19 protein-coding genes and 1 pseudogene are annotated in these 13,403 nt (G+C 44.8%); 13 read left to right on the top strand and 7 right to left on the bottom strand.

Features of this window, described 5'->3' with window-relative positions; translation table 11 throughout:
- Nucleotides 1–68: 68 nt before the first annotated feature.
- The 4 genes from H569_RS0117255 (at nt 69) to H569_RS0117240 (ending at nt 3,543) form a co-directional block, all read left to right on the top strand.
- On the top strand, nt 69–374 hold the full coding sequence (locus H569_RS0117255) for a DVU0772 family protein (protein ID WP_027365990.1): 306 nt from the start codon (nt 69–71) through the stop codon (nt 372–374).
- An 82-nt stretch (nt 375–456) separates the two neighbouring features.
- The gene (nuoE, locus tag H569_RS0117250) at nt 457–981 is read left to right on the top strand and encodes an NADH-quinone oxidoreductase subunit NuoE (protein ID WP_027365989.1); all 525 of its coding nucleotides are present in this window, start codon (nt 457–459) and stop codon (nt 979–981) included.
- Nucleotides 974–2,899 (top strand): NADH-quinone oxidoreductase subunit NuoF, encoded by a 1,926-nt coding sequence (locus H569_RS0117245; RefSeq protein ID WP_034631266.1) that lies wholly within the window; start codon nt 974–976, stop codon nt 2,897–2,899. The genes nuoE and H569_RS0117245 overlap by 8 nt, the downstream gene beginning before the upstream one ends.
- On the top strand, nt 2,899–3,543 hold the full coding sequence (locus H569_RS0117240; protein ID WP_027365987.1) for a 2Fe-2S iron-sulfur cluster-binding protein: 645 nt from the start codon (nt 2,899–2,901) through the stop codon (nt 3,541–3,543). The genes H569_RS0117245 and H569_RS0117240 overlap by 1 nt, the downstream gene beginning before the upstream one ends.
- A gap of 169 nt (nt 3,544–3,712) precedes the next feature.
- Here H569_RS0117240 and H569_RS0117235 read toward each other — a convergent pair whose 3' ends face one another.
- The 4 genes from H569_RS0117235 to H569_RS20925 all read right to left on the bottom strand — a co-directional run bounded on the left by H569_RS0117235 (nt 3,713) and on the right by H569_RS20925 (nt 6,217).
- Nucleotides 3,713–4,171 carry a hypothetical protein gene (locus H569_RS0117235; protein ID WP_027365986.1) on the bottom strand — a complete coding sequence of 153 codons (459 nt, stop codon included), beginning with the start codon at nt 4,169–4,171 and terminating at the stop codon, nt 3,713–3,715.
- A gap of 72 nt (nt 4,172–4,243) precedes the next feature.
- The gene (locus H569_RS0117230; protein WP_027365985.1) at nt 4,244–4,921 is read right to left on the bottom strand and encodes a hypothetical protein; all 678 of its coding nucleotides are present in this window, start codon (nt 4,919–4,921) and stop codon (nt 4,244–4,246) included.
- An 88-nt stretch (nt 4,922–5,009) separates the two neighbouring features.
- Nucleotides 5,010–5,291, bottom strand: coding sequence for a hypothetical protein (locus H569_RS22660; RefSeq protein ID WP_157833578.1), 282 nt, complete (start codon nt 5,289–5,291; stop codon nt 5,010–5,012).
- 158 nt (nt 5,292–5,449) lie between these two features.
- Nucleotides 5,450–6,217 (bottom strand): tRNA lysidine(34) synthetase, encoded by a 768-nt coding sequence (locus H569_RS20925; protein ID WP_034631263.1) that lies wholly within the window; start codon nt 6,215–6,217, stop codon nt 5,450–5,452.
- Nucleotides 6,218–6,260: 43 nt separating this feature from the next.
- Here H569_RS20925 and H569_RS20920 point away from each other — a divergent pair, with 43 nt between their 5' ends.
- On the top strand, nt 6,261–7,013 hold the full coding sequence (locus H569_RS20920) for a polysaccharide deacetylase family protein (RefSeq protein ID WP_051273736.1): 753 nt from the start codon (nt 6,261–6,263) through the stop codon (nt 7,011–7,013).
- Nucleotides 7,003–7,788: a carbon-nitrogen hydrolase family protein gene (locus H569_RS0117210; protein ID WP_027365983.1), complete on the top strand. Its 786-nt coding sequence runs from the start codon at nt 7,003–7,005 to the stop codon at nt 7,786–7,788. The genes H569_RS20920 and H569_RS0117210 overlap by 11 nt, the downstream gene beginning before the upstream one ends.
- A gap of 112 nt (nt 7,789–7,900) precedes the next feature.
- On the opposite strand, the gene H569_RS0117205 is transcribed toward H569_RS0117210, so the two are convergent.
- Nucleotides 7,901–8,197: a carbohydrate-binding protein gene (locus H569_RS0117205; RefSeq protein WP_027365982.1), complete on the bottom strand. Its 297-nt coding sequence runs from the start codon at nt 8,195–8,197 to the stop codon at nt 7,901–7,903.
- A gap of 130 nt (nt 8,198–8,327) precedes the next feature.
- Between H569_RS0117205 and H569_RS0117200 the strand changes: the two genes are divergently transcribed.
- The 3 genes from H569_RS0117200 (at nt 8,328) to H569_RS0117190 (ending at nt 9,778) form a co-directional block, all read left to right on the top strand.
- Nucleotides 8,328–8,672 (top strand): phage holin family protein, encoded by a 345-nt coding sequence (locus H569_RS0117200; protein WP_027365981.1) that lies wholly within the window; start codon nt 8,328–8,330, stop codon nt 8,670–8,672.
- Nucleotides 8,673–8,801: 129 nt separating this feature from the next.
- Nucleotides 8,802–9,263 (top strand): bifunctional nuclease family protein, encoded by a 462-nt coding sequence (locus tag H569_RS0117195; protein ID WP_027365980.1) that lies wholly within the window; start codon nt 8,802–8,804, stop codon nt 9,261–9,263.
- A gap of 122 nt (nt 9,264–9,385) precedes the next feature.
- Nucleotides 9,386–9,778, top strand: coding sequence for a hypothetical protein (locus tag H569_RS0117190; protein WP_027365979.1), 393 nt, complete (start codon nt 9,386–9,388; stop codon nt 9,776–9,778).
- Here the strand turns inward: H569_RS0117190 and H569_RS0117185 are convergent.
- Together H569_RS0117185 and H569_RS23425 are read right to left on the bottom strand one after the other, a co-directional pair.
- Nucleotides 9,759–10,256 carry a hypothetical protein gene (locus H569_RS0117185; protein WP_027365978.1) on the bottom strand — a complete coding sequence of 166 codons (498 nt, stop codon included), beginning with the start codon at nt 10,254–10,256 and terminating at the stop codon, nt 9,759–9,761. The two genes, H569_RS0117190 and H569_RS0117185, sit on opposite strands and share 20 nt — an antisense overlap.
- Nucleotides 10,257–10,554: 298 nt before the next feature.
- Nucleotides 10,555–10,689 (bottom strand): hypothetical protein, encoded by a 135-nt coding sequence (locus H569_RS23425; RefSeq protein ID WP_257720127.1) that lies wholly within the window; start codon nt 10,687–10,689, stop codon nt 10,555–10,557.
- Between the two features lie 98 nt (nt 10,690–10,787).
- On the opposite strand from H569_RS23425, the gene H569_RS0117175 reads away from it, so the two are divergent.
- The 4 genes and pseudogenes from H569_RS0117175 to H569_RS0117160 all read left to right on the top strand — a co-directional run bounded on the left by H569_RS0117175 (nt 10,788) and on the right by H569_RS0117160 (nt 12,952).
- Complete coding sequence (locus tag H569_RS0117175; RefSeq protein ID WP_027365977.1) at nt 10,788–11,090, top strand: transposase; 303 nt, start codon at nt 10,788–10,790, stop codon at nt 11,088–11,090.
- A 68-nt stretch (nt 11,091–11,158) separates the two neighbouring features.
- Nucleotides 11,159–11,476, top strand: a complete 318-nt coding sequence (locus tag H569_RS21535) for an IS3 family transposase (RefSeq protein ID WP_027365976.1) — start codon at nt 11,159–11,161, stop codon at nt 11,474–11,476.
- 196 nt (nt 11,477–11,672) lie between these two features.
- Nucleotides 11,673–12,152 (top strand): annotated as a pseudogene (locus H569_RS20910) (Mu transposase C-terminal domain-containing protein); the annotation flags it as partial.
- A complete protein-coding gene (locus H569_RS0117160) occupies nt 12,152–12,952 on the top strand; it encodes an ExeA family protein (RefSeq protein WP_027365974.1) in 801 nt (266 codons plus the stop codon). The pseudogene H569_RS20910 and the gene H569_RS0117160, both read left to right, overlap by 1 nt.
- Nucleotides 12,953–13,403 lie beyond the last annotated feature (451 nt).

Here is a 13,403-nt window from a genome sequence, read left to right as displayed (position 1 = left end):
TTAAATCTTTTATCTGTGCTAAAATTTAAACATATGTACAAAACAAAAAAGATTGGCAGGTGGGATAGATGAAATTTTTTGATGAAATCAGGGATAGTATTTTATGGGATTTCCGCCTGGAAGAAGAATTTAAAAACAGGCGCATTGGTTATGCCTTTGTAATTGATGTTTGCGATAAAAACCCTGTTTTAGCCATCTACATGATTAAAAAGCATCTTAGCAAGACCCAACCGCTGCTGGACCAACCCCCCAGGGAAATGATGATTAAGGCCGTTGAGGAACAGGGCGGCAACATTAATCATGACCGTTTGTTTGATATTAATGCTGAAATAAGGAACTGGTTGGAAGAAAATATTTTTAATCAAAAATCGTAAAATATAGATTTTGCGATAAATTTTATGATATAATTTATTTGTTAACAATTTATTTATTAAAAACCTAGTGGGGCGATGATTTATGAGACTGACCGAAGAAGAAAAACAAGCGGCAGTTGAGGTTACCCAAGCAATTTTGGGAAGACTTGACCAGGGCGATAAGGGGCGTATCATACCCGTGCTGCAGCAGGTCCAAAGCAAGCTGGGCTACGTTCCACAAATCGCCATGGAAGAGGTGGCCGCCCATTTCGGTGTGCCGCCCGTAGACATTTATGGAATAATTACGTTTTATAACCAGTTCCGCCTTACACCTCCCGGCAAAAACCAGGTAAAAATTTGCATGGGTACAGCTTGCCACATGAGAGGCGCCCACATAATCCAGGAAGCCTGGGAACGACGGCTGAATATTAAAGTTGGTGAGACCACCGAGGACCGCGAATATAGTTTGGAACGGGTGGCCTGCGTAGGCTGCTGCACCATGGCCCCGGTAGTTGTCATTAATGAAGAGGTACACGGTAAGATTACACCTACCAGGGTCGACGGGCTGTTGTTCTCCCATCAACTGGATAAGCGGAAAATGAAAGAAGGCGATGCCAACAATGGGTAACAATAACACTGCAGTTGTTTCGGCCGCTTTTGAACAATTGAAAGCCGCCGCCCAACAAAAATGGGAACAATTGCACTCCAAACCACTTATTTTGGTGGGGGCCGCCACCTGCGGCCGCGCCGCCGGAGCATTAAGCCTGCTTGAAGAAGTAAAAACCGAACTTCAAAAACTACAGCTGGATGCCACTGTACTGGAAGTCGGCTGCATGGGACATTGCTACGCCGAACCGGTTATGGTAATTTATAATGAAGGTTTCCCGACCATTTGCTATGGCTATGTCAAAGAGGGCGTGGGGGCCAGGATAGTGCGCGATTACCTTACCGAAGGAGACCCCGGCATCGAGTTTGCACTGGCGGCCATTGAGCCCAATGATTTTTTCCCAACCTTCCAGGACTTTCCGCGCGGTGTTTATGAAAATAAAATTGTTATGGAGCAGTGCGGTTTTATTGACCCCCGTGATATTGACCACTATCTTGCAACCGGTGGTTATAGCGCACTGGTTAAAGCTCTGGAAACTACACCCGAAGAAATAATCGAAACCGTAAAAGCTTCCGGGCTGCGGGGACGCGGCGGTGCAGGTTTTCCCACCGGAGTTAAATGGGAGACATGCCGCAACTCAGCAGGCGATCAAAAATACGTCATCTGCAACGCCGATGAAGGCGACCCCGGCGCATTTATGGACAGGACCATCCTTGAATCAAACCCGCACCTGTTGATTGAGGGCCTGGCTATTGCCGCCAGGGCCGCCGGCGCCGAAAAAGGTTATGTGTATATCAGGGCCGAGTATCCCCTGGCCGTAGAGCGGGTCGCCCTGGCAGTCCAAACAGCCAAAGAAAAAGGCCTGCTGGGCAAATCGATCCTGGGCAGTGATTTTAACTTTGATATTGAGCTGTTCCAGGGCTCGGGAGCTTTCGTTTGCGGTGAAGAAACCGCACTGATTGCGTCGATGGAAGGGCAGCCCGGTATTCCCAGACACCGCCCGCCCTTTCCGGCAATATCCGGGCTATGGGGTAAACCAACTGTTATCAATAACGTTAAATCTCTGTCTTACGTGCCTTATATTATTAACCGGGGGGCCGAGTGGTTTAGGAGCAACGGCACGGAAAAAAGCCCGGGTACCGCTATTTTCGCACTGGCCGGTAAAGTGGTCAACACCGGCCTTGCTGAAGTGCCCATGAGCACTACTTTGCGGGAGCTTATTTTTGACGTGGGCAGCGGCATTGCCAACGGCAAGAATTTTAAAGCTGTGCAAATCGGGGGGCCGTCCGGTGGCTGCCTGCCTGAAGAAGCCCTGGATACACCTATTGACTTTGACTCTTTAACCAAGGCCGGCGCAATGATGGGATCGGGCGGCATGGTGGTGCTGGATGAGAATGACTGCATGGTGGAAATCGCCAGGTTCTTCCTTGACTTCACCCAAAAGGAATCCTGCGGCAAGTGCACTTTCTGCCGTTTGGGTACCAAGCACATGCTGGACATACTGGAGAGAATCACCAAGGGCCGGGGCAAACCTGAAGACATTGATATGCTGATGGAGTTGGCTTCCAAGGTTAGGGAAGGCTCGCTTTGCAACCTGGGTAAAACAGCGCCCAACCCGGTGCTGAGCACCCTAAAATATTTCCGTGAAGAATACGAAGCCCATATCAACGAAGGCCGTTGCCCTTCGCTGATGTGTAAGGATTTAATTGCTTATTATATACTACCGGACAAGTGCGAGCGCTCATGCGACGCCTGTGTGGGAAGCTGCCCGGTGGAAGCAATCTATGATAACGAAGACCGCATTAAGGTGATCAACCAGGAGAAATGCGTTAAATGTGACAGCTGCATGGTAGCCTGCCCGCCGCAATACAAGGCAGTGATCAAAGTTTCTCCCCCTTACAAGGTAGCTGAAATGGAACAAGAAAGGGGGAAAAAATAATGAGCGAAATAACTATTACCATTGACGACAGGCAAATAAGCGCCCGTGAAGGTGACATACTGTTATGGGCAGCCCTGGACAACGGCGTATACATCCCCCACCTGTGCGCCCACCGGGAAGAAGAGCACCCTTCAGCATCCTGCCGGCTGTGTTTCGTGGAAATGCAGGGACGTCCCATGCCTGTTCCGGCTTGCACTGTAAAAGTAGCGGATGGAATGGTGGTCAGTACACGCAGCGAAAGAGTTGACGCTCTGGTGGCGGCCGGATTTGAGCTAATCATGTCCAACCACCGGCTGGATTGCAAAAATTGCGCCGCCAACGGCAGCTGTGAGCTGCAGCGAATTGCCAAAGAACGCAAGCTAAGACTAAAGCCCAAAAACCTGCCGGCCCTGGAAAGGGACCTGCCGGTGGACAGCAGCGCTGCCGGCATCCTTTACGATCCCGGCAAATGTGTCCTGTGCGGGCATTGTGTACTCGCCTGCCGCAGCAGCGGCAGGGGTATTTTAGGCTTTACCCGGCGCGGCTATGAACGAATTGTCACCACTTTCGGAGATGCGCCACTGGGCGAGAGCGGCTGCGACAGCTGCGGTGCATGCGCCGGCGCCTGCCCCGTTGGAGCTTTTTCAACAAGAAAAGCGCGCTAAATCAGTTCCCTTAGCGCGCTTTTCAGTACTTTTCTCCTTAACCCGGCCATATCTATGGCCAGGTATATTTTTCTAAAAAGCCCTCTGCCGGCATTAATGTGCAGGGGGCTTTAATTTGGGACATTCATACGTTGGGGACATTTACCGAAGGGGTGTGTCCCCTTTCCTCTTAGTTCTTGCGAACACTAAAACATTTAAGGGTATCAATTTTCCAGCAGGTCATGCCTACTTTCCCGTCGTATTGCCCTTCAGTCGAAGCAAGCTCAAGCACTAATGGAATATGATCGGTGATAACTTTTTCTTCTCCACTCCCCGCGCTCACTGGAACAACAGCGTGGTGGCTGTCGGTATATTGCAGGTCGCCGACCCGAAAATTGTCCAATAAGGCCGCAAGGTTTGTTTTTAAATCTTTGATGATCTGGTCCAGCGCGTCTTTTAAAAAATTATCATCTTCAGCTAAATGTGAAATGGCTGAAAGATCAGCATTACCCAGGGCATAAAACCACATACCAAGGAAATAACCCTTCCCTCTACTATCCAACAAATTCCAAAAAGTTATAGCATCTCCGCCTTCTATGGCTTCCAGAAACTTGTTGACCACCCCTGCACCGTTTTCGGAATAAGCCAAATACTTCACCCCGTAATACATCAATTATAGTTAAAAATCTTATATGATGTTAAGCTAAAATGCAAGTGCTTTTTATTCCTGGCGTGGTTGTATTATATCACTTACAACCGGGTTAAGTTCAGGCAAGTTTACATAACGTTTAACAGCAGGAGCCACTCGCTGTGAAATAGCCATTAACAGCTCTTTTGGGGGGGCATATGAGTTAGCCATTTTCTTACTTTGGTCTTTTTTTTTTCGAACCTTTTTCATTTTTACCTGCTGAACCGGTGCCGCAGGAACGATCTCCACCGGCTCCAGTGCTGCTGCTGCTTCATAAACCGCCCCAACTTCCAGGGGCGTTTCAATTTCCATACTTTCGGTAGAATCATCAGAATTAGCGTCGTGTTGTTGATTCCGGCCATTGTTTTCGATGATGTTATTATTAATAGATAATTTTTTAAGTTGTTCCCGCAGGCTACCTGCTTCCGACATCACCAGCTTTAACCTGAGGACATCGTCAGGCCTGCCGCCCTGTTCAGCAGCCCGGTCAATTAAATCCGAGCTTAAAATCATCCAGTCAAACAATCTCTCAAAATTCTTGTCTATATCTTCCATCATTGACCTTGCCTTCTTGACCAGTGTCAGGCCAAGCCAGGACTGTTCCTCCAATAAACTTTGCAGTTCCTGTCTTTCGCTGTTGCAAAGTTTACCCATCCGGGCACCCAACTCCTCAAGGCGAAGAATGACTTCTTCATACCTTTTAAACAACATTCCAGCACCTCCGTCAGCGTTTCTTCAACCATATAGATAGTAAATTTTAGACATGATTACATAAATTACCTTCTAGTGGCAAAAAAAATTATGCTGAAATATTTTTTTTCTTTATCTCTTCTTCGTCACCAATGCGTTTATTATTAAAAATACCACGGAGCAGGACTACACCCAACCAAACTCCTGATATACCTGTAACCACAGGATCAGCAAAAAAGTTAAAAGGGAAAGCGTTTCCGCCTGCCTGCAACCAATACGGGCCTGGCACTATACTTAAGATGGCTGCGGGTATACCCTGCAGCACCAGCAGGTCCTTGTTAATCCTTACCTCAATTACCCAGCCCCAAAATCGTCCCAATTCAATTAACATACCCGCCAACACCGCAGTGGCGGATAAAAATATTGATGTCCCCCATTCACCTCCCCTTCCGGGAATATTCATATATTTGCTATAATAAAAAAAGGTATATACAAGTAAAAAGACGGAAACTCCTATTATTAGCTGCCCCGCGACATATCGCTCTTTCTTCAACTATCATCACCCCGCTTTGAGACTGGATGGCGCCTAACCATAGGCGGCCAAAGATTTGTGGGATCAAGTGTTTGAAAAGCCGTTAAAAAACGTGTCCTAAGCTCAGGGTATTGCTTGCTTAACCCTGATACCAGATTTTTCATCTCTTCTCTCTTGGTCTCACCATTAACCGGGCAAAGGCTCTTTACAACAGGCAAGTTCTCTTTTCCAACTAAAGTTTCTACTGTCTGACCTGTCAGGTAAATCATCGGCCTAATTAAAGTTATTCCGCTCCGGTCCATAAATGTAACAGGCGAAAAGGTCCTAAACTGGCCGGTGAAAATCAGGCTCATGAAAAAAGTTTCAATGGCGTCATCCAAATGGTGTCCCAGAGCTAATTTATTTAAGCCAAGATCCCGGGCAGTATTATTTATTGCACCTCTTCTTAAATTAGCACACAGCGCACACGGGTTTTTTTCATTGCGCTCATAAAAAACCACTTCACCAATATCTGTTATTTTATTGGTAAAAGGCACTTCACGCTCATGGCAGAATTTTTCCATCACACCAATGTCCACAGGCCAACCCGGGTTTATATAAATTGCGTGAAGACGGTAATTTACAGGCACTTCACGCCGGATTAAATTTAACACATGCAGAAGCGCCATACTGTCTTTCCCGCCCGACAGCCCTACGGCGATTCTGTCCCCGTCTTCAATCATACCATAATTGGTTATGGCCCGTTTAACTTTACCTTTAAACCATTTTAAATAAGAATTTTTCATTTTCAATCACCGTTTGTATTTTACAGGTTTTTTGGGGGTTATTATGCGTTTTCCGGAATTTCAATTATTCAACAACAAAATTTTAAATAATCTATCCAAGCTGGCAATTGTTCTCGTCTTGCTGTTTATCGTTTTATCCATATTACCCGGCTGGATTTACGGCAGCAAGGAAGTATTGCTGACTTTTGATGACGGTCCAAGCCAACTATACACACCAACTGTACTGGAAATATTGGCCCAAAACCATATCAAGGCCATGTTTTTTGTAGTTGGGCAGGAAGCGGCTAAAAACCCGGAATTATTAAAAGAAATAAGCCGTCAAGGCCATATTTTAGCGATCCATACCTACACCCACCGGGATATAACTTATATGTCCCCAAAAGATTTGGAAAAAGAAATTTTACTTACAGCAAAACTTATTCAGCAAACCACAGGACAAAGGCCGGTATATTTCCGCCCGCCCCGCGGACATTATTCGCGAAAAAATATTGAAGTAATAAATAATTTAGGCTTTATACCGGTGATCTGGGATGCTGGTTTGGAAAAAAAAAGATATAATAATGATGCCATTAAAATGGTAAAAAGATTAATTTTTAAAATAAAATTTAGGCATAATCCTGTTTTGCTTATACACGACGGAGACCCTGCCCATCATATTGACCGCAGCGCGTCTTTAAAAGCTTTACCTGATTTGATCCAAAAACTTAAGGCCGGGGGCTATTCCTTTGCCGACCCTGACAACAAGAATTTTTTAAAGCATGTTGAATTGACAAGGTGGAATATTAATGAATTATAATCTTTGCATTGTTCAATTTGACCGCAGTAACCGCAAACCTGATATCAACGCGCAAAAAATGATACAAATTCTAAAGGAAGTCAAAGAAGCAGATTTCATCCTGCTGCCGGAAGACTGGCTCGGACCGCTTGTAGTTGATGAAGACTATCACATGTCAGTCATTGGTCTAATGCAAAATTCGCTGCCCTCCGAGAACATTTTATTAATATCCGGAGCGCAATACGTTCGGCAATCGGAAGTAATTATATCCACCGGTGCGTTTGTAACTAAAAAAAGAATTGCCTTTTACGATAAAATATTTCCTTCCCATGCCATCGGTGAAAGACATTTTGTCACACCCGGAACAAGACAACCTGTCTTCGAATACAGGGGCATAAAAGTTTCCGCCGTTGTTTGCGTCGATTTATTTTACCCGGAAATTGTAAGGAAATTGGCACTCAAAGGAGCGCAGATTATCTTTAACCCTGCCAACATCCCGGCTGGCCGCATGGATTTATGGCAGCACATAGGTATTACCCGGGCTGCGGAAAATACCGTTTTTCTGGCTATGGCCAACAATACCCGGACCAGTTACCCCGACGGTCGCGAGGTAACAGGCAGAAGCTTTGTAGCCGGTCCTGACGGGCTCTTCTTCAATGATACGGACACTGAACCCGGCATACTGCGCGCAACATTAGATATTTCATTAATTGATCAGGTTCGCTCGCGCTGGAAATACCTTGACGATGTTTCAAAGAAATGTCCCCAACTTATGAAAGGGGACAGCGATAACTGAACCAAATTATAACATATTAAAGGTATATAAAACAGCTTGCCCTAGCTTTATCCGGAAAAGACGTTACCTTAAATAGAATAAAGCCCCTCAATCAGGGGCTTTATCAAGAACATTATGCCCGTACAATCCAGTTAAAGCCACTGTTATTGTCCCAGTTGTTGGCACTGTCCTTAAAACAAAAAGCAATGGTATGGTTTTTCATCGGAACCGACTTTTCCCATCCCCTGGCCGTACGGTCCATCTCTACGGTGGTAACATCTCTCCAGTTATGGGGATCGCTGTAACCACAATGGAGAAAAACCCTGTCAGCCCCGCACTTGCTTAATAACCCGTCATAAATAATATTAACCTGATTACCAAAGGTCGGGTTTACTTCAACGCATCTTTCCATATCCTTCCATGGCTGCAAATTGTAACACCTCCGATTTGTTTTTTTTAACCGGAACATTATTTATATTGCTTTTTTTTGTTTCATTTATACTTGGAAAAATGTAATATATATAGTACAGTTTCCAAATATGAATAGGAAAGGTAAACAAATGAACTGGATACTATCTTTTTTGCTTAACGCTCTGGCAGTAGTGTTAGCAGACCGCCTTATTGACGGAATTCATATTTCAGGTATTTTACCCGCGTTTATGGCAGGCGCCGCCCTGGGTATTGTTAACACTTTTTTACGCCCAGTACTGGTTTTATTAACCCTCCCATTTACAATGCTGACCCTGGGGCTATTTATATTTATTATTAACGCATTAACATTTACTATCGCTTCCTGGTTGGTCCCCGGTTTTGATGTGCTGAGTTTTGGAGGCGCCTTCTGGGGTGCCATTATAACTGGAGTTATTAGCTGGTTCCTCAACCTAATTTTCAGAGAAAGTCGCTAAAGAACCTATATTACCTTTTGAGATTTGGCCGAAAAGTGGTAGAATAACTTCAACATCAGGTTCATATAAAAAAGCTGTTGTAAATGGACCAGCAACTCCAAAACAAACTTTTTTGGGAGGTTTGGTCCCATGATTGTCAAAGTAAAAGGTATAGCATATGATATGTCGGGCAGCCCCATTATTTTGCTTACAGACCCGACAGAACAAAAAGTACTTCCAATCTGGATAGGATTATTGGAAGCTCACTCCATTGCGGTGGCCTTGGAGGAATTCCCTCCGCCAAGACCGATGACGCACGACATAACCCTGACCATCTGCCGAACGCTGGGGGCAGAAGTAACCAGGGTTGAGATTACACAAATCAAGGACAATACTTTTTTTGCCGAATTATACCTGTCCACTGAAAATGATGACTTTTTAATCGACGTTCGTCCCAGCGATGCCATTGCTCTTGCCATCAGGGCGGAAGTGCCCATCAACATTTCGGAAGCCTTGCAGGAACAAATGATTGACATAAAGCAGATTTTTGATGAGGAAACTCAACAGGAAATGGATAAACTTCTGGAAGAATATAAGAAGTCACTGCATTAAGAATCGAGTAGCTCGAAGTCGGGATAACTAATCCCGACTTTTCTGCTCTCACATAGCCGCACGTACGGGCCTCGTATACGGCTCCTGATAAACCTCAGCCACTTCTCTCGAAAGTGATGCAAATGCAAAAAGCGCAACGAATCATTACACAGGTAGAAACGGCCTGTGTAAAAGACAATCAGGTACTGTCCCTCTCGGTAAACCGGCAGGATGTGGAGCGCTGTGCCCGGGTTGTCCGGGAGTACGGCCTGCTCACGCCTCCGGTGGTGGGGAACTTTCCGGATGGCACCCGCCTGGTGTTGTCTGGAGAATGCGAGTTTTTTGCCCTTCGGGAAATGGGCGGCAGAAGTGTGGAGGCGGTGGCGGTTCCCGTTTTGGAGGAACAGGACAGCAGCAGGCTCTCCTTGTTCCTGGCGTCGCTGCGGAAAAGCCCTAATGCGCTCAGCGAGGGCATGCTGGTTGCACAGTTACTGAATAATGTACAAAAACTTCTGCTTAAAACCCTAGAAGTTTAACTAATTTTTCAGGCATCTTTCTAATTCCTAAATTCGGTCTTTCTAAGTAATAAAAATCCGATTGATATGCCATTATGACATAACTAACGGACGTTCCCTCTCTCCAGATTGTAACAACATAACAAATTTGTTTTTTAGGGTCAAGGCAGTATTTTTGAGGCATTGAAGATTTAAGTTTATCAAATTCCTGAACTATTTGAACTAAATGTTTATTGTCTTTTATGTAGCTAATAGTTTTACGCCCAGTTGAATCGTCACCTGTGGTAATGCGTGCATAAAGTAACTCATCTTTCAGGTCGGAATAAGGTTTATTGTAGGTTATTGACTTATTGGGATTATATTTTGGTGGGGTATATTTTACATTTGTTACGATTTCTCCTGGGGTAGATATTGATCTTTGTGGCGAATTTGAGGATATTACGCTACATCCCGCTACTATTAAAGTAATAATAGTTAATAGAATTATATTTTTTCTCATAATTGGAACCTTCTTTCAACAAGTTTATTTTTATATATTTGGCGGTAAATAACAAAAAAGGTTCCATCTTCAATAAAAATCATGAGTAAAATATAATGCACATAACAAAAATTATGTACTCTATGTTTCAATCCACGCCCCCGCGCGGGGGGCGACATGTTGTTTCTCACGATAAACTGCCGGGAATTTCTCAAAATTAACAGCCGGACTAATTTCCAATTACATACGTCCCTACATCATACCACGGTATTAACGCATTAGTTCAGGATAAAAGAAAGGCGTTTTCTTTACGCACTCACTAAACATAACCGTAAACAGGCTGATGGACAGTGCCGCATTGTGGACAACCTTCCAGGTTGACCACAATGCTTGGATAACGTTTCACGTTATCCACACTGACCACAGCCACGGCGGCAGAATCAAAACACATCATAATAAAAAAAGTGCCTATGGTTTCTATTTAGCCCCTATACGATAATTGAGTCTTGTCCCCTAATAGTATAAACTAAAATTAACGGGAAGGGGATAAGCATGCAACGTAAAAGATATCCGAAAGAATATAAGGACCAACTAATCAAGGAAGCATTAGAAATCGGCAATGCCATTCAAGTAGCAAAACGCCATGAAATTAACGTAAAAACACTATACCGCTGGATCAGCGAGTCTAAACACAAAGCATGGCAGCATACAAAAGGTGATGCCAAGAAAACAACTGTATACGTGCCATCGCATCAAGAATTTAAACAGTTAGAAAAAGAAAACGATAAACTTAAACAAATACTTGGCGAAAAAGACCTTGAAATAGCCATACTGAGGGATCTTATAAAAAAGTAAAACCCCGGCTTTCAGACAGAATAGCAATAGCCGACAAATGGATTGACCGGGGATACCCAGCAGCAGTTGTGCTTAGAATTGCCGGCGTACTTGAAGCTACCTACTATAACAGAAAAAAGCACCCACCTAAGGAAAACCGTATCTATAAAGGTGGTAGGAAACCCCCGGGGGACTCCCTTACTAAAGAAACTAACAAGCCAATTAGCGATGAACAAATCAAAGAATGGCTTATGGAATTAATTGCCGGCGAAGAAAGTATCTATGGTTACAGGAAATTAACCCTTTGCTTACAGAACCAGTATGGACTAATAATTAACAAGAAAAAAGTATACCGCCTGTGCAAGGAACTAGACATACTAGCGCCACAGCAACAAATACGTAATTAAGCACCCACGCAAGATAGCAATCAACCATGAGACAACCAATTCCAACCGGCTTTTTTGAACTAGATATCAAATATGGATATATAAGCCGGTGAGCATCGATTCTTTTATTTAATGAGCGTCGTAGATGTTTATGGCCGTATGATCATAGATTACCGTTTAGGGCTATCCTGTGAAGGTAAGCATGCTGCCCAGCTAATCTAAAGGGAAAATTGAGCGTTTTTTCGGCACGGTTAAGACAAGGTTCTTTCCACTTTTAAAGAGCCAGCCGCCATCTTCTCTGGATGAGCTTAATCAAAGGTTCTGGCGTTGGCTGGAGGAAGATTACCACCGCAAAATACACTCCTCTCTGGGCATGACCCCCTTGGATATGTATTTGTCCCAGGCAAGCAGTGTGCGCATGGTGGAAGATCCCGCCTCTTTGGATGTCCTGTTCTTAAAACGTGTCCAAAGTAAGGTCAAGCACGATGGCACGGTGTCTATCATGGGCCGGCTCTTTGAGCTGCCCCCGCAATTTATCGGCCAAAGGGTTGAGCCGCGGTATGATGACACGGGTATTTATGTCTATGATAACGGCGTGCAGGTAGCCACAGCGGTGCCTGTTAATTTCGCCGATAACGCCAGGGTCAAGCGAGCCTTATCTTTCCGGGAGATGTCCACCGTGAAGGAGGAAAGCTGATGTACAAGGCTTTTTATTCCCTTTCCCGGGAGCCCTTTGCCAAGGGTTTAAAAACAGCCGATTCTTTTGTTTCCGCGGCTTTTGCTGAAGCACGAGCCCGGCTGGATTATCTTAAAAAGGTAAAGGGCATGGGGCTTTTAATCGGTGAGCCGGGTGCCGGAAAGACTTTCACCCTAAGGGCTTTTGCCGAGTCTTTGAATCCTTCTTTGTACAAGGTGATTTATTTCCCTCTTTCTACGGGTACAGTGATGGACTTTTTCCGGGGCCTTGTCACAGGCCTGGGGGAGGAGCCCAAGTTTCGCAAGGTGGATTTGTTTCACCAGATACAAAAAGCGGTGCTGACGTTTTACCGGGAGCGGAAAATTACGCCGGTTTTTATCCTGGACGAGATGCAACTGGCCAAGGATCTTTTCTTGCACGATCTAAGCATCATCTTCAATTTCGGCATGGACTCGGAAAACCCGTTTATTCTGGTTATTTCGGGGCTTCCATATATGCAGGACAAGCTGTCTTTGAACCATAACCGCCCTTTGTCGCAGCGGTTGGTGATGCGCTACAAGATCGAACCCCTTAACAGGGATGAGATGGCTGGTTACATCCGGCATTATATGAGCCTGGCTGGGGCTAAACATGATGTTTTTAGTGATGTTGCGCTGGGGGCTATTGCTTCCCACTCCCGTGGCTGGCCTCGCTTGGTCAATAATTTAGCTACCCATTGCCTGTTGTGTGGTTACCAGGCCAAGAAGGAGTTGATTGACGAGGAAGTTGTTCGCCTGGCGGTCCAGGAAATGGGGTTGTAGTTATCCCGTTCGGTCACACCTTTTGTGACCGTTTTTTTCTAAAAGAATGTGATGTTGTGAAAACGACTATTACCAAATATCAGATTTGTGTGCAAAATTATCATGATATGACGATATTCTATGCTGGTTGTTTGTGAAAAACGGGTACCCTTTTAATTTTCAAATTCACACTTGACATCACAGCCAAAATTTATACTCTCAAGTTGTTTTTTATGTGAAAAGTGTTTCCCCTTTGATTTGATTCTGACAGGAATCCGGGGAAGCACTTTTTTATTTTTCAGCTGGAAATTTCCCCGGCAATTCTTTGTGAAAAATTTGCCGCTTTTTGCGGTAGTTTTTCGTTGTTAAAAACATTATCGGGTCTGCCAGTGGAACGCCATAGAGAGCATCAAGTCGTGCACCCGCGGCCATGACCTTTCAGTCCCCTTGTTATCGGGTCTGCCAGTGGAAC

This window comes from Desulfotruncus alcoholivorax DSM 16058 (assembly GCF_000430885.1).
GTDB lineage: Bacteria > Bacillota > Desulfotomaculia > Desulfotomaculales > Desulfallaceae > Desulfotruncus > Desulfotruncus alcoholivorax.
The sequence above is the reverse complement of the archived record's forward strand: the minus strand, read 5'-3'. Positions and strand labels throughout refer to the sequence as shown.

Coding starts and splice junctions, on each gene's coding strand:
- H569_RS0117255 (WP_027365990.1), top strand. CDS start 69: ATGAAATTTTTTGATGAAATCAGGGATAGTATTTTATGGGATTTCCGC.
- nuoE (WP_027365989.1), top strand. CDS start 457: ATGAGACTGACCGAAGAAGAAAAACAAGCGGCAGTTGAGGTTACCCAA.
- H569_RS0117245 (WP_034631266.1), top strand. CDS start 974: ATGGGTAACAATAACACTGCAGTTGTTTCGGCCGCTTTTGAACAATTG.
- H569_RS0117240 (WP_027365987.1), top strand. CDS start 2,899: ATGAGCGAAATAACTATTACCATTGACGACAGGCAAATAAGCGCCCGT.
- H569_RS0117230 (WP_027365985.1), bottom strand. CDS start 4,921: ATGTTGTTTAAAAGGTATGAAGAAGTCATTCTTCGCCTTGAGGAGTTG.
- H569_RS22660 (WP_157833578.1), bottom strand. CDS start 5,291: ATGTTAATTGAATTGGGACGATTTTGGGGCTGGGTAATTGAGGTAAGG.
- H569_RS20925 (WP_034631263.1), bottom strand. CDS start 6,217: ATGAAAAATTCTTATTTAAAATGGTTTAAAGGTAAAGTTAAACGGGCC.
- H569_RS20920 (WP_051273736.1), top strand. CDS start 6,261: ATGCGTTTTCCGGAATTTCAATTATTCAACAACAAAATTTTAAATAAT.
- H569_RS0117210 (WP_027365983.1), top strand. CDS start 7,003: ATGAATTATAATCTTTGCATTGTTCAATTTGACCGCAGTAACCGCAAA.
- H569_RS0117200 (WP_027365981.1), top strand. CDS start 8,328: ATGAACTGGATACTATCTTTTTTGCTTAACGCTCTGGCAGTAGTGTTA.
- H569_RS0117195 (WP_027365980.1), top strand. CDS start 8,802: ATGATTGTCAAAGTAAAAGGTATAGCATATGATATGTCGGGCAGCCCC.
- H569_RS0117190 (WP_027365979.1), top strand. CDS start 9,386: ATGCAAAAAGCGCAACGAATCATTACACAGGTAGAAACGGCCTGTGTA.
- H569_RS0117185 (WP_027365978.1), bottom strand. CDS start 10,256: ATGAGAAAAAATATAATTCTATTAACTATTATTACTTTAATAGTAGCG.
- H569_RS23425 (WP_257720127.1), bottom strand. CDS start 10,689: ATGATGTGTTTTGATTCTGCCGCCGTGGCTGTGGTCAGTGTGGATAAC.
- H569_RS0117175 (WP_027365977.1), top strand. CDS start 10,788: ATGCAACGTAAAAGATATCCGAAAGAATATAAGGACCAACTAATCAAG.
- H569_RS0117160 (WP_027365974.1), top strand. CDS start 12,152: ATGTACAAGGCTTTTTATTCCCTTTCCCGGGAGCCCTTTGCCAAGGGT.